This is a genomic window from Kitasatospora sp. NPDC004723, assembly GCF_040609255.1.
Lineage (GTDB): Bacteria > Actinomycetota > Actinomycetes > Streptomycetales > Streptomycetaceae > Kitasatospora.
The window spans coordinates 1-16,392 of sequence record NZ_JBEXJT010000028.1 but is presented as its reverse complement, the minus strand read 5'-3'; the positions used below and the strand labels follow the sequence as shown (position 1 = coordinate 16,392).

17 protein-coding genes are annotated in these 16,392 nt (G+C 75.0%); 6 read left to right on the top strand and 11 right to left on the bottom strand.

Annotation, left to right across the window (positions count from 1 at the left end):
• Positions 1–88: 88 nt before the first annotated feature.
• Positions 89–1,042: a glutathione S-transferase C-terminal domain-containing protein gene (locus ABZW10_RS24390; protein WP_355369422.1), complete on the bottom strand. Its 954-nt coding sequence runs from the start codon at positions 1,040–1,042 to the stop codon at positions 89–91.
• A gap of 523 nt (positions 1,043–1,565) precedes the next feature.
• Between ABZW10_RS24390 and ABZW10_RS24385 the strand changes: the two genes are divergently transcribed.
• Entirely contained in the window at positions 1,566–1,925 is a 360-nt protein-coding gene (locus tag ABZW10_RS24385; RefSeq protein ID WP_355369420.1) for a cyclic-phosphate processing receiver domain-containing protein, read from the top strand.
• 127 nt (positions 1,926–2,052) lie between these two features.
• On the opposite strand, the gene ABZW10_RS24380 is transcribed toward ABZW10_RS24385, so the two are convergent.
• The 4 genes from ABZW10_RS24380 to ABZW10_RS24365 all read right to left on the bottom strand — a co-directional run bounded on the left by ABZW10_RS24380 (position 2,053) and on the right by ABZW10_RS24365 (position 9,754).
• Positions 2,053–2,529 (bottom strand): hypothetical protein, encoded by a 477-nt coding sequence (locus tag ABZW10_RS24380; RefSeq protein ID WP_355369418.1) that lies wholly within the window; start codon positions 2,527–2,529, stop codon positions 2,053–2,055.
• A 483-nt stretch (positions 2,530–3,012) separates the two neighbouring features.
• Positions 3,013–3,321: a hypothetical protein gene (locus ABZW10_RS24375; protein ID WP_355369416.1), complete on the bottom strand. Its 309-nt coding sequence runs from the start codon at positions 3,319–3,321 to the stop codon at positions 3,013–3,015.
• A gap of 59 nt (positions 3,322–3,380) precedes the next feature.
• Positions 3,381–5,897 (bottom strand): SpoIIE family protein phosphatase, encoded by a 2,517-nt coding sequence (locus ABZW10_RS24370; protein WP_355369414.1) that lies wholly within the window; start codon positions 5,895–5,897, stop codon positions 3,381–3,383.
• Positions 5,894–9,754 carry a HAMP domain-containing protein gene (locus tag ABZW10_RS24365; RefSeq protein WP_355369412.1) on the bottom strand — a complete coding sequence of 1,287 codons (3,861 nt, stop codon included), beginning with the start codon at positions 9,752–9,754 and terminating at the stop codon, positions 5,894–5,896. The genes ABZW10_RS24370 and ABZW10_RS24365 overlap by 4 nt, the downstream gene beginning before the upstream one ends.
• A 204-nt stretch (positions 9,755–9,958) precedes the next feature.
• On the opposite strand from ABZW10_RS24365, the gene ABZW10_RS24360 reads away from it, so the two are divergent.
• Positions 9,959–10,282 carry a plasmid stabilization protein gene (locus tag ABZW10_RS24360; RefSeq protein ID WP_355369410.1) on the top strand — a complete coding sequence of 108 codons (324 nt, stop codon included), beginning with the start codon at positions 9,959–9,961 and terminating at the stop codon, positions 10,280–10,282.
• 246 nt (positions 10,283–10,528) lie between these two features.
• Here ABZW10_RS24360 and ABZW10_RS24355 read toward each other — a convergent pair whose 3' ends face one another.
• The gene (locus ABZW10_RS24355) at positions 10,529–11,020 is read right to left on the bottom strand and encodes an ATP-binding protein (protein ID WP_355369408.1); all 492 of its coding nucleotides are present in this window, start codon (positions 11,018–11,020) and stop codon (positions 10,529–10,531) included.
• Between the two features lie 5 nt (positions 11,021–11,025).
• Complete coding sequence (locus tag ABZW10_RS24350) at positions 11,026–11,160, bottom strand: hypothetical protein (RefSeq protein WP_355369406.1); 135 nt, start codon at positions 11,158–11,160, stop codon at positions 11,026–11,028.
• Between the two features lie 120 nt (positions 11,161–11,280).
• Here ABZW10_RS24350 and ABZW10_RS24345 point away from each other — a divergent pair, with 120 nt between their 5' ends.
• The 3 genes from ABZW10_RS24345 (at position 11,281) to ABZW10_RS24335 (ending at position 13,521) form a co-directional block, all read left to right on the top strand.
• Positions 11,281–11,811, top strand: coding sequence for a DUF6328 family protein (locus tag ABZW10_RS24345; protein ID WP_355369404.1), 531 nt, complete (start codon positions 11,281–11,283; stop codon positions 11,809–11,811).
• 67 nt (positions 11,812–11,878) lie between these two features.
• Positions 11,879–12,391, top strand: coding sequence for an SDR family NAD(P)-dependent oxidoreductase (locus tag ABZW10_RS24340; RefSeq protein WP_355369402.1), 513 nt, complete (start codon positions 11,879–11,881; stop codon positions 12,389–12,391).
• Positions 12,388–13,521, top strand: coding sequence for a YbdK family carboxylate-amine ligase (locus ABZW10_RS24335; protein WP_355369400.1), 1,134 nt, complete (start codon positions 12,388–12,390; stop codon positions 13,519–13,521). The genes ABZW10_RS24340 and ABZW10_RS24335 overlap by 4 nt, the downstream gene beginning before the upstream one ends.
• 31 nt (positions 13,522–13,552) lie before the next feature.
• On the opposite strand, the gene ABZW10_RS24330 is transcribed toward ABZW10_RS24335, so the two are convergent.
• From ABZW10_RS24330 to ABZW10_RS24315, 4 genes are all read right to left on the bottom strand, one after another.
• Positions 13,553–14,647 carry a serine hydrolase domain-containing protein gene (locus ABZW10_RS24330; RefSeq protein ID WP_355369398.1) on the bottom strand — a complete coding sequence of 365 codons (1,095 nt, stop codon included), beginning with the start codon at positions 14,645–14,647 and terminating at the stop codon, positions 13,553–13,555.
• Positions 14,644–15,120 (bottom strand): Clp protease N-terminal domain-containing protein, encoded by a 477-nt coding sequence (locus ABZW10_RS24325; RefSeq protein ID WP_355369396.1) that lies wholly within the window; start codon positions 15,118–15,120, stop codon positions 14,644–14,646. Before ABZW10_RS24325 ends, ABZW10_RS24330 begins: the two co-directional genes overlap by 4 nt.
• Positions 15,117–15,353 (bottom strand): hypothetical protein, encoded by a 237-nt coding sequence (locus ABZW10_RS24320; protein ID WP_355369394.1) that lies wholly within the window; start codon positions 15,351–15,353, stop codon positions 15,117–15,119. The genes ABZW10_RS24325 and ABZW10_RS24320 overlap by 4 nt, the downstream gene beginning before the upstream one ends.
• A gap of 98 nt (positions 15,354–15,451) precedes the next feature.
• A complete protein-coding gene (locus tag ABZW10_RS24315; protein WP_355369392.1) occupies positions 15,452–15,886 on the bottom strand; it encodes a hypothetical protein in 435 nt (144 codons plus the stop codon).
• Positions 15,887–16,084: 198 nt separating this feature from the next.
• Here ABZW10_RS24315 and ABZW10_RS24310 point away from each other — a divergent pair, with 198 nt between their 5' ends.
• A complete protein-coding gene (locus tag ABZW10_RS24310; protein WP_355369390.1) occupies positions 16,085–16,309 on the top strand; it encodes a hypothetical protein in 225 nt (74 codons plus the stop codon).
• Positions 16,310–16,392: the final 83 nt, after the last annotated feature.

Here is a 16,392-nt window from a genome sequence, read left to right as displayed (position 1 = left end):
GCGCGGGACCGGTTCCCGGAGCGCGGAGGGGCCGGCGCCCCGGGGCCGCGACTCCCCGGGGTGCCGGCCCTCCGGGGCCGTGGGCGGGTCAGCGTGCCTGCGGCCGCTCGGCCGGGGCGTTCCAGTCCGGCAGCTGCGCGCCGGGCAGCGTGAAGGTGGCGAAGTCGGTGGTGCGGTTGAACGCCTCCAGCCGGTAGAGGTCGCGCGCGTACGCCCACAGGTGCGGGTACTCGGCCAGACCCGGGTTGATCGAGCGGTCGTGGTTGGACCTGGCGTCGTAGCGCACCAGCGTCACCCAGAGCCGCACGTCCGCCTCGGTGAGCCGCTCGCCCAGCAGGTAGCGGTGCTCGGCCAGCCGGGCGTCCAGCTTCGCGAAGGCGTCCAGCAGCACGGCGCGGGCCGCGAGCCCGGCCTCGTCGGTGCCCGCCGCCGCGCCGACCCCGTGGTTGACCGCCAGGTGCAGCTCGGCATCGAGCGCGTCGATCTCCGCGCGCAGGTCCTCCGGGTAGGTGTCGGCCCCGTTGCCCCACTCGCCGAACTGGGTGGCCAGGTCGATGCCGATGCGGGTGAAGTCGTTGCTGACCACCCGGCCGGTGTGCCGGTCCCAGAGCGTCGGCACCGAGACGTGCCCGTCGAAGCCGGGCTCGGTCCGGTCGTAGGCCTCGCGCAGCAGGGTGAAGCCGTTGACCGGGTCCGGGCCGTGGGTCTCGCGGAACGCCCAGCCCCGGCCGTCGCGCTCGCCGTCCACGTACGAGACCGAGACGACGTCCTCCAGCCCGTTCAGCGCGAGCTGGATGGTGACGCGCTGCGCCCAGGGGCAGAACCAGCCCGCGTAGACGTGGTACCGGCCGGGCTCGGCCTTGAAGCCGCTGCTGCCGTCGGCGGTGATCCGTCCGGTGAAGCGGTAGAGCGGGCGCTCGTCGCCCGGGGCCCTGGTGATCCGGTACTCGCCGTGGACGGCGGGGTCGGCGGGGTCGGCGTACACCGCCTTCGCGGCGTCGCTCCCGGTCCCGGGATCGGTGTGCTGGAGGGCCTCGCTCATGGCTGGCTCCTTGGAGGTGAAGGCATGGTGATGCGGCGGGAGCACGCGCGCCGGGGACCGTGTTCGTCCACCCCCCTGGGCGGACGCGGTGAGGGCAGGCCTGGCGGACAGCCGTCGCGGGGCGGGCGCGAGTGCGCGTGGAGGCAGGGGCGTTACGGGCGACAGAGGCCGGTCGGCGAGCCGACGCCGTCGATCCAGCGCCGCGCCACGAGACGGGCGCCGCGGCCGACGCCGAGAGCCCGCGGGGCCGACGGGCGGAACGCGGCCGCGCGCGATCGCGACGGGCGCCCGGAGGCCACCCGCCCGTCCCGCGGTCGGCGTGCGTGCATCGCCCGTCCGTTCGTTCGTTCGTCCGTCGAGGATCCGGCAGCTGTGGAGGTCCACCTTAGCGCTCGATCGGCTCCGCGCAGGGGCAGTTGCCCGTCCCGGTGCGAAGACGGCACGTCGCCCTCCATGGCCGGCCGCCGGTGCCGATCCTCCCTGCTCCGTGGCTGTCCCGCCCGCCTGCCGCGACAATCACCCGGTGAACGAAGCCCCCGCCTCGCCGACGCGCGTCATCCTCGGCATAGACGACCTCCGCCCCCTGCCCAGGGCCACACGGATCGCCCGCACCAGCCATGAAGGCATCCGGCTTCTGGAAGAGCACCGCAACTGCGTCATCGACGAGCTGTGGCTCGACCACGATCTCGGCGGCGACGACACGATCATGCCGGTGGTGACCCTCCTGGAAGAGGCCGCCTTCAACGGACAGCCCTTCCGGATCGGAGCCGTCCTCGTGCACAGCGCCAATCCCATCGGTGCCGAAACCGTCGTCAGGTCGCTCACCCGCTGGAACTACCGTGTCCGGCGGGCCATGGCCCCGTACTCCGGCGATGGATCGTGATCTTGAAGGCGGAGTTGTCCGGCCGCATCGGCGGCTCGGTGAGGATCCGTCCGGCAGGCCGGGATTCCGGATCGGGCCACGCGCCGGGCGCCGGCGCCCCGCGGGGATCCGGCGCCCGGGGTCGGCGTCAGTAGATGAGGATGTCCCAGTGGCTGCCCTCGTTGCAGTACAGGTTGCCCGACGCGGCCTGCCACTGCGGGTAGCCGTCGCTGCGGTTGCCGATGTAGGTGAAGCTGTTCTGGATGTAGCCGTCGATGCAGGAGTTGCGGGAGATGTCGACCTTGTAGCCGTTGTAGTGGCTGTAGGTGCCGGAGGCGTGGCCGACCTCGGTCCCGCCCGTGATGTTGATGGCACAGCCGCTGGCCTGCTTGAGGGTGATGACGGCGCTCACCGTGCCCGAGTTGATCTGGTCGAACGAGGTGCAGGTGGAGTTGGACCTGGTGGTGCAGCCCCCGCTGGAGCTCCAGGTGATGCCGGCGCTGCTGAACTGGCCGGCGGCCGTCGACTGCGACAGCTTGGTACCGCTGGCGCCGGCCGTGGGCGCCGCGACGGCGAGGCCGGCCACGGCCAGGGCGACGACGGTGGCTGCGGTGCGTGGCTTCATCTGCATCTCCCGGTGAGAACGGTGTTCCTCCGACTCGACCCCCGCCTCCCCCGCCACGCCTCGGCGGGACCGGAGGGCAGGAAGTCCGGCGCCGGGCCTGCGGAACCGGCCCGGACGACAGGGTCGTACGCAGTGCTGTGACGCGGCAGTGCTCCGGCGCGAGGGCCGACCGATCGATCCGGCACCAGGATGACCCACCATCGTCTATGCGGGTAGACCCCGGACTGTGAATTTCGCGTGACGGGGAGCGACCGTCGACGCGTCGAAACGCCCCACGAGGTGTGCGCGTCCTACGTGCAGGGCGTGGCACTGATCCTCGTCAGCGATGCGGAGGCGGAGCGGCAGTCGAGGACGGCCGCGGAGCACGGGGCGAAAACCCCGGACGACGCGCCGAGCCCGCTGTACGAACCCGGGGCCTGTCCCCGGCCGGCCCGCGCCATGCGTGCGGGCGCCGACCCCTGGGACCTCGACGCCCTGTTCGCCTCAGGACTCACCGGTGTCCTGGACGGCATCGCGGCCGATCTCGCGCGGCGGAACATCGACGTCTGAGCGCCCGGTGCGGCGGACGGCTCGGGTGCGGGCCCTGCGGGACCTGGCCATCAGCCACAGGCCGAGGCAGAACAGCAGCGCGAGCGCCAGTCCGGCGAGGAAGACGGCCAGGCTGTTGAGCGTCACCAGGTCGATGCCGAGGATGGTCACCTGGTACTCCGGCCCACCGGACAGGTTGTCGGCGATCAGCAGGCCGGTGAAGGCGCCGGTCACGGCGACCAGGAGGAGTCCGAACAGCAGCATGGCGGTGTCCCTTCGGTCCGGTCCCCCCTCGGGGTCAGGCCCCCTCCGCTGCGTGGTGCCTACCCGGGCGGGCCGGGCCGTTCGACACGGACGGCGACCAGGCAGGTGTCGTCGTCGGTGTCGGCCGGGCTCAGTTCCAGCAGCAGGTCCAGATAGCGCTCCAGGTCGGGGCCGGGGCGCCCGGCCGCCCGGATCAGGTGGTCGACGGACTCCTCGACCGGGCGGTCCCGGCGTTCGACCAGGCCGTCGGTGTAGAGCAGCAGGACGTCCCCCGGGTCCAGCCGGGCCGTGTACTCCTCGTACTCGGCGTCCGCCAGGGCGCCGAGCAGCACGCCGTGCGGCAGGGGCAGCACCTCCGCGCCGTCCGGGCGCAGCCTGATCGGCGGGAGGTGGCCGGCCCGGGCCCAGTGCAGCGTGCCGTCGTCGGGGCCGAGCAGCACGCACACGGCGGTGGCGGTCACCTGGCCCGGCTCGCGCATGGCCACGGTGTTGGCCCACTCCAGCAGCCGGGCCGGGCCCGCACCGGTGACGGCCAGTCCGCGCAGCGCGTGCCGGAGCGCGACCATGCCGGTGGCCGCGCCGACCCCGTGGCCGGCGACGTCCCCGACGGCGAGCAGCACCTGTCGGTCCGGCAGCACCAGCACGTCGTACCAGTCGCCGCCGACCCGCTCGCGCTTGGCCGCGGGCCGGTAGCGGACGGCGGCGCGCAGGCCGGTGGCGCCGAGCGGGGGCGGGTCGGCGGGCAGGATCGCCTGCTGGAGCCGCAGCGCCAGCTGTTCGCGCTCGGCCGACTCCTGCTCGCTGTCGGCCAGCCGCTCCCGGGTGGCGCCGAGCGCGACCTCCGTCCAGTGCTGCGCCGACACGTCGTGGTAGGCCCCGCGTACGGCGCTCAGCGCGCCGTCGGCGTCCAGGACAGGTTCGGCCACCACCCGGGTGTAGCGCTGCGTGCCGTCCGGGCGGATCAGCCGGAAGACCGCGGAGGCGGTGCGCCGGCGGTGCTGGACGGTGTCCAGCAGGCGTCGGACGGCGGGCTCGTCGTCCGAGTGGACGTGGCCGGCGAGGCGCGCCAGCGGGACGGCCGGTGCGTCGGGCGGCAGGCCGAACAGTTCGGACAGGCCCGTGTTCCAGAGGATCCGGCCGGTTCCGGGCTGTTCCTCGAACCCGGCCACCCGGGCGAGGCGCTGGGCCTGGCGCAGCAGTGCGCTCTGGTCGGACTCGCCGCCGGACGGGTCGGCGTCGCGCTGCCAGGTGAGCAGGAGCCGTCCGTCGAGCGGGGCCACGGCGATCCGCAGAGTGGTGGGCTGCTCGATGCCGCCGCCCTGGAAGACCAGGTGCAGGCGCTCGTCGGTGCCGGGCTCGCCGGTTTCGTGGGCCCGCAGCAGCGGTGCCAGCAAGCCGGTGGCGCAGGCCAGCGGGTAGGTCTCCAGCAGGGAGGTGCCGTCCAGGCCGCTGCGCGGGCGGCCGAGCGGGTCCCGGAACGCCGGGTTGGTGCGCAGGACGGTGAAGTCGACGGCCCGTCCGTCGCGCAGGACGGGGGCGAGCAGCAGGGCCGGGGTGAGCAGGCTGTCGAGGAGGTCGGCCTGCCGGTCCGGCGGGACGGCGGGTTCGGGGTCGCCGAGGACGGTGGCGCAGAGATCGGCGAGGGACCGGAGCTGGCGGCGCTGCGGGGTGCCGAGGGCGGGGCCGGGGACGGGTGCGGGCCAGAGCACTTCGAGCGCGCCGCGGCGGCGGCCGTGGTCGATCAGCGGGAGGACGGCCCGGGGCGTGTCGGGGCCGCCGACGCGGGGGCCGGGCGGTGACGGGTCGTCGGGCCAGTGCTCGTCGCCGGTGGCGAGCGCCTGCTGGGCGGGGGTCGGGACGCCGGGCGGCACCCGGCTCCAGGCCTCGGCCTCCCCGGCGGGCAGCCCGGCCTGGGCGGCGAGCGCGAGGGCGCCGGCGGGCAGCCGCTGCCAGACCAGGACGGCGTGGGCGCCGAGCGGCGCGGCGCCCTGCCGCAGCACGGCCTCGACGGCGCCGGCCAGGTCGGGCACGGCGGCGAGGGCCCGGACGGGGGCCGACGGCCCGGTCGACGTGCGCGGCGACGATCCGGTCGGCTTCGACGGCTCGGACGGTCGGGGCGCTTCGGACGGCTTCGACGGCTCGGACGGTCGGGGCGCTTCGGACGGCTTCGACGGCTCGGACGGTCGGGGCGCTTCGGATGGCTTCGACGGCTCGGGCGGCTCGGGCGGTTCGACACCCTCGGGCAGCAGGGCCGCGCTCGGCCGGCCCTGCTCGGCCGAGCGGCCGACGACGTCGGCGGCCAGGGTGACGACCGGCACCCCGGCCTCGCCGGCGAGCCGGGCCAGTCGGGCGGCGGCCTCGGCGGGCGGTACCGTCAGCCGCTCGGCGAGCATCCCGGTGGCGAGGTCGACGAGCGCGCGGGTGCCCTCCTCGGCGCGCATCCGATCGGCGGCCTGCTGGAGCCGCCGGACGGCGCCCGCGAGCTGCCGCGCGACGGCGTCCCCGGTCTCCCCGGAGCCGGGGACGCCGGAGCCGCCGGGGTCGCGCGGGGTGTCGCCGGACGGATCGGCGGTCATGACGCGCCCAGCCAGTGCCGCATCCGCTGCAGCAGCAGGGTGGTGTCCACGGGCTTGGTGACGTGGTCGTCGGCACCGGCCGCGAGGCTCTTCGCCCGGTCGCCCGCCATGGCCTTGGCGGTGACGGTGACCACCGGCAGGCGGGCGAAGCGCTCGTCGGCCCGGATGGCGGCGATGGTGGCGTAGCCGTCGAGGCCGGGCATCATCACGTCCATCAGCACCAGGTCGGTCTCGTCGTGGCGGCGCAGCAGGTCGAGGCCGGCGCGGCCGTCGGCGGCGTGCAGGACGGTCAGGCCGTGCTGTTCGAGGGCGGCGGCGAGGGCGAAGACGTTGCGGATGTCGTCGTCGACGATCAGCACGGTGCGCCCGGCGAGCGGTTCGTCGGCGGGGTCGCCGGCCCCGGTCGGCTCGGTGGCGACGGCGTGACGGCCGCCGAGCAGGGTGATCAGGCGTTCGCGCAGTCCGTCGAGCCCGGAGAAGAGTTCGAGGCGGTCGACGGCGGTTCCGGCGCGCGCGGCGGGGCCGCCGTCGCCCTGGTAGCCGAGGACGGGCGTGTTCTCCGGGAGGGCGGTGAGCAGCACGGGGGCGAGGTCGGCGGAGTGGGCGAGGTCGACGACGGCGCACCGGTAGGGGCCGTCGGCGATGGCGGCGCGCAGTGCGGGTTCGTCGCCGGCGCAACGCAGTCCCGCCGGCGGGTCGTCCCCGTGGGCCTCGGCTGCGGTGCGGGCGAGGAGGGTGAGCAGGCCCGGCGGGTCGGCCTCGGCGACCAGGACGCGGGCCCCGGCGGCGGGGGCGGCGGCGGGCCGGTCGCGGCGGGCGAGCGGGAGGTAGAGGCTGAAGCGGCTGCCCCGCCCGGTGGTCGAGCGGACGGTGATGGTGCCGCCGAGCAGGCGGGCGAGTTCGCGGCTGATGGACAGGCCGAGTCCGGTGCCGCCGTAGCGGCGGCCGGTGGTGCCGTCGGCCTGCTGGAAGGCGCCGAAGATGCTGTCGAGGTGGGCGGGGTCGATGCCGATGCCGGTGTCGTCGACGTGGAAGGCCACCGCGGCCCCGGTCCGGCCGAGTTCGGCGGGCAGGGCGGCGGCGTCGACGTGTTCGATGCGCAGGTCGACCCGGCCGCTGTCGGTGAACTTGATGGCGTTGGACAGCAGGTTGCGCAGGACCTGGCGCAGCCGGGCCTGGTCGGTGACGAGTTCGGACGGGACGGTGTCCGCGACGGTGATCCGGAAGGCGAGGTCCTTCTGGTCGGCGAGTGGTTTGAAGGCGGACTCGACGTAGGCCAGCAGGTCCTGGACGGCGAAGGGTTCGGGGGTGATCTCCATCTTCCCCGCCTCGACCTTGGAGAGGTCCAGGATGTCGTTGATGAGCTGGAGCAGGTCGGAGCCGGCCGAGTGGATGACGCCGGCGTACTCGACCTGTTTGGGCGTGAGGTTGCCGGCCGCGTTGCGGGCGAGCAGTTGGGCGAGGATCAGCAGGCTGTTGAGCGGGGTGCGCAGTTCGTGGCTCATGTTGGCCAGGAACTCCGACTTGTACATCGAGGTGAGGCTCAACTGGCGGGCGCGTTCCTCCAGTTCCTGCCGGGCCTGTTCGATCTCCAGGTTCTTGGCCTCGATGTCGCGGTTGCGGTCGGCGAGTTGTCCGGCCTTCTCGGCGAGTTCGGCGTTGGAGCGCCGCAGTTCCTCCTGGCCGTCCTGCATCTCCTCGGAGCGGGCCTGCAGTTCGGCGGTCAGGCGCTGGGACTCGCCGAGCAGTTCGTCGGTGCGGGCGTTGGCGAGCAGGGTGCCGACGTTGACGCCGCAGGCCTCCGCGAACTGCTCCAGGAAGTCGCGGTGGACGGCGCTGAACGGGTGGACCGAGGCGAACTCCATGACGCCGAGCAGCCATTCCTCCAGGGCGATCGGCAGGATCACCACCGAGCGGGCGTGGGTGGCGCCGGCGCCGGAGGCGATGGTGGCGTAGTCGGGCGGCAGGCGGTCCAGGGTGACGGTGCGCCGGGTGCGGGCGGCCTGGCCGATCAGCGACTCGCCGAGCCGTACCCGTTCGGGGGCGGTGGCCTGCTCGGCCGGTCGGCCGTAGGCGCTGATCCGGGTCAGCGCGGTGGAGTCGCCGTCCTCCTCGGCGAGGTAGAAGGCGCCGTACTGGGCGCCGACCAGCGGGGTCAGTTCGTCGGTGATCAGCTCGGCGACGGCGCGGATGTCGCGTTTGCCCTGCATGGCGGCGGTGAAGCGGGCGAGGTTGGTCTTCAGCCAGTCCTGTTCCTGGTTGGCGCGGGTGGTCTCGCGCAGGGACTCCACCATGAAGTTGACGTTGTCCTTGAGGTCGGCGACCTCGCCGGAGGCGTCCACGGTGATCGAGCGGGTGAGGTCGCCCTCGGCGACGGCACTGGTGACCTCGGCGATGGCGCGGACCTGCCGGGTGAGGTTGCCGGCGAGTTCGTTGACGGTCTCGGTGAGCCGTTTCCAGGTGCCGGACACGCCCTCGACCTCCGCCTGCCCGCCGAGCCGGCCCTCGGTGCCGACCTCCCGGGCCACCCGGGTGACCTCGTCGGCGAACGAGCCGAGCTGGTCGACCATGGTGTTGACGGTGGTCTTGAGTTCCAGGATCTCGCCGCGCGCGTCCACGTCGATCTTGCGGGTGAGGTCGCCCCCGGCGACCGCCGTGGTCACCTGGGCGATGTTGCGCACCTGGCTGGTGAGGTTGTGCGCCATGAAGTTGACGTTGTCGGTGAGGTCCTTCCACGTCCCGGCGACGTTGGGCACCCGGGCCTGGCCGCCGAGGGTGCCCTCGGTGCCGACCTCGCGGGCGACCCGGGTCACCTCGTCGGCGAACACCGAGAGGGTGTCCACCATGGTGTTGATCGCCCCGGCGAGCGCCGCCATCTCGCCCTTGGCCTCCACGGTGATCTTCCGGGAGAGGTCGCCCCGGGCGACGGCGTTGGCCACCTCGGACATCGAGCGGACCTGGCCGGTGAGGTTGGAGGCCATCACGTTGACCTTGTCGGTGAGGCCTTTCCAGGTGCCGGAGACGCCGCGGACGGTGGCCTGGCCGCCGAGGTTGCCCTCGGTGCCGACCTCGCGGGCGACCCGGGTCACCTCGTCGGCGAAGGCCGAGAGCTGGTCGACCATCGTGTTGATGGTCTCCTTGAGCAGCAGGATCTCGCCGCGCGCGTCGACCCGGATCTTCTGGGTGAGGTCGCCCTCGGCGACCGCCGTGGTGACCTCGGCGATGGCGCGGACCTGGGCGGTGAGGTTGTCCGCCATCACGTTGACCGACTCGGTGAGGTCCCTCCAGGTGCCGGAGACGTCGCGGACGTCGGCCTGGCCGCCGAGCCGGCCCTCGCTGCCGACCTCGCGGGCGACCCGGGTCACCTCGTCGGCGAACGCCGAGAGCTGGCCGACCATCGTGTTGACGGTGTTCTTGAGCTCCAGCAGCTCGCCGCGCGCGTCGACCTCGATCTTCTGAGTGAGGTCGCCGCGGGCGACCGCCGTGGTCACCTGGGCGATGTTGCGCAGCTGGCGGGTGAGGTCGCCGGCCATCGCGTTGACGGCGTCGGTGAGGTCCAGCCACGTCCCGGCCGCGCCGGGGACGTGGGCCTGGCCGCCGAGCCGGCCCTCGGAGCCGACCTCCCGGGCCACCCGGGTCACCTCGGAGGTCACCCGGGCGAGCTGTTCCACCATGCCGTTGAACACGGCGGCGATCTCGCCCGGCACGCCCGGCAGGTCGGGCCCGAGCCGGGTGCGGAAGTCGCCGTCGCGGACCGCCGTCAGCCCGGCGAGCAGTTGCCGCAGGACCTGGTCGGGCCGGTCCGCGCGGCCCGCGCCGGCCGCCGGCCTGCCGCCCGGCACCTGGTGCTCGTCCATCCGTCCACCGTCCGGATCGACCGCACGGCCGGATCGCCGACGGAGCGGCACCGACCGCGGGGAGCGGCGGCGCCGCCCCGCCTCCCACTGTGCCACCGTCCCGCGGCGGGGACACGTGGGGCGGACTGTCCGGTGCCGGTTTGCCCCGGGCTCCGCGGGTAGACGCGGGCGGCAGGAACGGGGGAAGCGGAGAGGAGCACGGCCATGCCCCGAGGATCGAGCCCCAAGCGGGAGCGCCAGTACGAGCACATCAAGGACAGTGCGCTGGATCGCGGCGAGAGCGAGAAGCGGGCCGAGGAGATCGCCGCCCGGACGGTCAACAAGGAACGCGCCCGGCACGGCGAGTCGAGGACGGCGAGCCGCAGTTCCACCCACGACATGTCCTCCGGCCGGCGCGGCGGGCAGCGCTCGCACCGGGGCGCCGGCGGGCCCACCTACGACCAGCTGTACAACGAGGCCAGGCAGCGCGGCATCAAGGGACGCTCGAAGATGAACAAGCACGAGCTGTCCCACGCGCTCGGACGGTGAGGGCCGTACCGATGAGGACCGTGAGGTGTGACATGACCCTTCCGACCGTTCCGCCGCCCGGAAATCCGGACACCGAGCCGTTCCCGCACCCGCATCCGCACCCGAATCCCGCGCCGGGGCCCGAGCCCGATCCGGCGCCGCCCCCGGTGCCGCCGTTCCCGCCGCCGGACCCCGACCCGGGCCCGCCGACCGCGCCGCGGCCGGCCGGCTGAACCCGCGTCCGAACGGCCGACCGATGCCCGGAGCTCACCGGCCCCGGGCATCGGCCGGCCGACAGTGGTCCAGCGGTGACGACACCTCCAGCCAGACCGACTTGCCCGCGCCCTCGGGCCGCGAGCCCCAGGCGCGGGCGAGTCGGTCGACCACGCGCAGCCCGTGCCCGCCCGGCTGTCCCGGGCCGGCGGGCGGGCGCAGCCGCGGCGGTACCGGGCTGGCGTCGCTGACCTCGACCCGCAGCCGGACGGTGTCCCAGTGCAGCCGCAGTTCGCGGGGGCCGCCGGGCGCGTGCAGGCAGGCGTTGGTGACGAGTTCGGAGACCATCAGCAGCACGTCCTCGAAGACGGCCAGCTGCTCGTCGTCGGGCCAGTGCTCGCCGTCGACCGCCAGCCAGTGCCAGTCGAGCAGCGCCTGGCGGCTGAAGTCCCGTGAGCGTTGCACCGCGCCGTCGGTGCCGCCCAGCGGCAGCCGTCGGGTGTCGTCCGTGCCGGGCGCCGCGGTGGGCTCGGGGCTGGTGGTCACGGCTCTCACGTCCCCGCCGGACCGGTTGGACCGGCCGGCCCGCCGCCGGCCCGCAGCGCGAGGGCGACGCCGGGGTGGACCCGCAGCACGGTGTCCGGCCCCTCCCCCGTGGCGCCGGGTCCCCGGGTCGTCTCGTCCACGGCCCGCGTCTGCCCTGCTACGGCCCGGCTACACGCGCGGCGTGCCCGGGCGGAGGATGATCCGGAAGGGGGCACGGAACGCGCGGGAGGGGCGCGGCGGACGGGACGGAGAGGGGCCGGATGGCGGCGGGAGCGACCGGGCCGGACGACACCGGCCCGCACCGGAGCGGGCGGCAGGAGACGCCGGAGGAGCGCGCGGACCGCCGCTGGACCGATCTGCTCCAGGAGGTGCGGGTCGCGCAGACCGGCTCCCAGGTCCTGTTCGGCTTCCTGCTGAGCGTCGTCTTCATGCCGCGCTTCGCCCAATTGGACCAGTTCGACCGGAATCTCTACGTCGCCACCGTGGTCCTGGGCGCGCTCGCCACCGGTTCGCTCACCGCGCCCGCCGCCTACCACCGCCTCCTGTCCGGGCGCCGGCTGAAGCCGCAGCTGGTCGACGCCGCCGCGCGGCTGGTCGGGGTCGGACTGGTGCTGCTGGCGCTCACCATCGGCTCGGCGCTGCTCCTGCTGCTGCGGGAGGCGGTCGGCGGCGCCGCGGCCGGCTGGATCACGGGCGCGGTGATGGCCTACTTCGCGGTCTGCTGGCTGCTCCTGCCGATGCTCCACCTGCGCCACCGGGACGGCCGGGACAAGCGCCCGCCGACGGGCTGAGCGGCCGGGGCACGGTGACACCCGCGCCCGCGGGTTTCACTGCCGCGCCTTCGGCAAGACGCCCAGCATGACAACCCGCAGCGATCTGTCGTCACGCACCGCAGTCGTCACCGTCGCCGTCGCCGGGGCCGGAGCGGATGGCGTACCGGTGGACGGCGCCGCCCCCGAGGCCTGCGAGGGCGTCGCAGCCCGTGCCGAAGAGGGGTTCGGCCCGGTTCACGGACGGCTTGACGGCGCCTTCGCGGGGGTCGTCACGCCGTTCGCGGACGCCACCGCCGCCGAGTTTCGCCGGGTCGCGGAGCTCACCTACCTTGGGTGTGTGAACGGCACCCGAGCCGCGCTGCACCGGATGCTGCCCCGTGACCGGGGCACTGTCGTCCAGGTGGGCCCGGCCATCGCGCACCGGAGGATCCCACCGGCGCGGCCGGCGGACGGGCCACCGTCCGCCGAGGACCGCGTCCGGCCGAGGCCGTGGAGACCGGCCGACGGCGGGCGCGGCCCGCGCCCGTGGGCCGCGCGGCACCTCGGCCACCACGACCCGCTCGCGCCCGCCCGCGGGGCGCCGGGGCGCCGGCCGTGACCGCGCACCCGACCCCCCGGAGGGTGCCGACCGTCGGCGTGGAGGAGGAGTTCCTGCTGGTCGACCGCCGCACCCGGCTACCGCTCGCCCGTGGGCCCCAGGTGCTCGCGGCGGCGGCCGCGGTGCTGGACGACCAGGTGCAGCCGGAGATCTTCCAGGTGCAGGTGGAGACCTCCTCCCGCCCCGCCCTGCGGCTCAAGGAGCTGGCCGACGACCTCGCCCGGCTGCGCGCCGTCCTGGTGGCGGCAGCCGCCGACGCGGACTGCCTGCTGGTCGCCGGCGGGACGCCGGTGCTGGTCGGGCCGGGGCCGGCGTTGCTCACCGACAACCCGCGCTACCGCTCGATGGCACGCCGCTACCCGGCGGCGACCGACGGCTACCGCGGGGCGCTGTGCGGCTGCCACATCCACCTGGGCACGCTCGAACGCGCCCTGGCGCTGGCCCTCGGGAACCGGCTGCGGCCCTGGCTGCCGGTGCTGCAGGCGCTCGCGGTCAACTCGCCGTTCGACGGGGGCCGGGACAGCGGGTTCGCCAGCTGGCGGGACGTGCGCTGGTCGCGCTGGCCCACCGTGGGTGCGGCGCCGCTGGTGGACGAGCGGGGCTACGAGCGGCGCGCGGACGCCCTGGTCGCGCGCGGGACACTGCTCGACCGTCGGATGATCTACTGGTACACCCGGCCGTCCGAGCACCTGCCGACGCTGGAGGTGCGGGTCGCCGACGCGAACGCCGACCTGGGGACGGTGGTGCTGCTGGCCGGGCTGCTGCGCGGTCTGGGCGCCGTCCTGCTCGACGAGGCCCGGGCCGGACTGCCCCCGCCCGCCGTGCCGCACGGCCGGCTGGCCGCCGCCCACCGCAGGGCCGCGCAGACCGGCCCGGTCGGTGAGGGCATCGATCCGTTCACCGGGTGGCCGGTGGCCATGCCGGCCCTGGTGGACCGGCTGCTGGAGCGGGCCGCGCCGGGGCTGTCCGCCGCCGGCGACCTGGCCGCCGTCGAGGCCGGGCTGGACCGGCTGCGCCGGCTGGGCAGCGGCGCCGACCGCCAGCGCCGGTCCCTGCGGCTGCGCGGGCGCCCGCAGGCGGTGGTCGACGACCTGGCCCGGCTGACCGCCTCCGCCCACCCGTCCGGCTGACGCCCGGGGCGGGCGCCCCGGGCGAGGGACCTCAGATGCCGCTCGGGCGGCAGAACTCCGCCCGGAGCAGATCGGTGAAGACGCCGATCGGGTCGTCCCAGCCGCCGTCGGTCCAGTCGCCGTTGGTATTGACGGCGACCAGCCGTCCGCCGTCGCGGGCCCCGTACGCGTAGGACCACGATCCGAACAGCGCTCCGCCCATGCCCCAGACCGTCTCCCCGCAGGGCAGTGCCACCGAGGACACGCCGAGGCCGTAGGCGGCGCCGGGGATCCAGTCGCGGGTGGGCACGGTGGTCAGCATCTCGCGCAGCCGGTCGGGTGGCAGAAGCCGTCCGCCCAGCAGGGCGCCGAGGAAGCGGTTGAGGTCCCCGGCGGTGGAGACCATGCCGCCGGCCGCCCAGAAGACGGAGGGGTCGAGCTCGGTGGCGTCGTGGACCGGGGCGCCGGGGTCGGTCAGGAACAGCTTGGTGTAGTGCCGGGAGTGCGGCCCGCGGATCGTCGGGTCGTCGCCCTGCGGCAGGTAGGTGCCGGTCAGGCCGAGCGGGCGCGCGATCCGCTCGTCGATCTCCTCGGCGAGTCCGCGGCCGGTGACCCGTTCGACGATCATGCCGGCGAGCACGTAGTTGGTGTTGGAGTACGCCCACCCCGAGCCCGGTGCGAAGACGGGCGGACGGGCCATCGCGGTCCGCACCAGTGACCGCGGGGAGTGGGTGGGGTGGCGGTTCAGCTCTTCCCGGTCGTCGGTGTAGTTGAAGATCCCGCTGGTGTGGTTGAGCAGCATCCTGATGCTCACCGCGGAACCGTCGTGCCCGTGGCCGTCGACCACCCCGGGGAGCCACCGCTGCACCGGGTCGTCCAGGCGCAGCCGACCCTCGGCGGCCAGCCGCAGCACCACCGTCGCCACGAACGTCTTGCTGATGCTGCCCACACGGAACCGGTCCTGCGCCGAGCGGCGGCGACCCGTCCCGGTGTCGGCCGCTCCGGCCGCGGCGAACCACGACCGGTCGCCGTCGCGGACCTCGGCGAGGATGCCCGGCAGACCGCCCTCCGTCACGGCCCGGTCGAGGAGGCGCCGGGCGGCCTCGTGGCGCTCGGCGCCCGAGGCCGGCGCGGACACCGCGCTCACCGCTCCCCGCCTTCGAGCGCCCGCCCGGCGCGCTGCGCCAGTTCGGCCCGGTCCACGCCGGCCAGGGCGAGCGTGCGCGGCACGGTGCCGATGCGGGCCTCCAGGATCCCGAGCAGCAGGTGCGCCGACCGCAGGTCCTTCTTGCGGGCGGTGGTGAAGCTCCGCTCCAGCGCCAGCTTGGCGGACGCGCCCAGTGCGGGGTCCTGGATGGCGGGGCTCGCGGCCGGGAGGTCGCGCGCGGCCGGAGCCACGCCGACCAGGCTCAGGCTGTGCTCGAACTCCCGGTCCAGCGCCGTGCGGACGGCGCCACGGTCGAGCCCGGCCGAGGCCAGCAGCCGCTGCGCGGTGGAGCCCTGATCGGCCGCCAGCGACAGCAGGAGGTGCTGGGCGTCCACCGTCGACGACCCGTCCGCGCGGGCCTCGTCCGTCGCCCGCAGGATGACGGCGTGCAGGTACTTGTCGAACGCGCTCAATCCGCGCGCCTCCTCAGTTCGACCCCGGCGGCGATGAGCCGCTTGGCGTGCTTCTTGTGGACGGCCTGGCGGGTGACCCCGAGCGCCTCGGACACCTGCGGCCAGCTCCAGCCCGCCCGCATCGCCTGCTCGACGGCGGCGTTCTCCAGTTGATCGGCGAGACGCCGCAGCGCCACGACGGCCGCCAGGCTGTCGGCGGGCTCCGGAGGAAGGGTGTTCTCTGCGGCGGGCATATAGGCAACTCTAGTTGACTAACAGGGATAGTCAACCGGAGTTGCCCAAGTGGACGAGGACGCGGCGCCGACCGTCGCCCGTCGTCAGCCGTCAGCCGTCAGCCGTTCGCGCCGGGGTCGCCGCCGCCCCCGTAACGGGCGCGCCACTCGCGGGCGCGGGCGTTGTGCCAGTCCACCCCGCGCTGCGCCTGCTGCTCGGAGAGGCCGCTGAGCTCGGCGACCACGCCGAGCGGCACCGGCTCCTCGCACCTGGCCAGGGCTCGGCAGACCTTGGCCGCCCACTGCTCCTCCGGGACGAACGGGCGGTTGCGGTAGACCGCGATCAGCGCGGCGAGGTGTTCGGCCGAGCAGGCGGTGACGAGCCGCCGGCCGTCGAGTCCGGGCTCCGAGACGTGGACGGCGGAGGAGTCGGGAACGAGCGCTCCGAGCAGTTCCTCGCGCGGGACGACCTGGCCGCAGTGGTCGCACAGGTCGTACCCGGCCGCGTCGTCCGCGCCGGGTCCGCCGCCCACCGGGGGTTCGTAGTGGTCCACGACCGGCGCCTACCCGGGCGGCGGCGGGGCAACCGTCCCGGCCCCGGCTACCGGCCAGGGCCGCCGGCCCGGGCGGGGGTCTGAGCGGATCGGGCGGGTCGACCGCCGGAGAACCGTCCCAGTGGGTGCCACCCGGTGGCCGACCGGCGCCGCCCGGGATTGCATGGGAAGCCCGATCCCCTGCTCCGGGAGGCAGTCGTGTACGAGATGTGGGCCGAGTCCGATCCGGCGGTGGAACCGTCGGGCCTGGTGTGGCACGTGGTGTCGAAGGACGACGCGTCGACGGCGCTCTGCGGGCAGCTGCTGGAGCTGTCCCGCCGCGTGGTCCCGAACGGTCTGGACGCGCCCGCCGGGCTGCCGGACCGCTACTGCGATCCGTGCCTGGTCACGGTGCGCGAGACCATGGCGGCCTCCGTCCGCTGACGGTGCGGTGGGGGCGTGGGCCGCCCCGGGGCCCCCCCCCCCCCCCAGCGCCCGCGCGCGCCGGGGCGCCGCCCGCGAGAGGA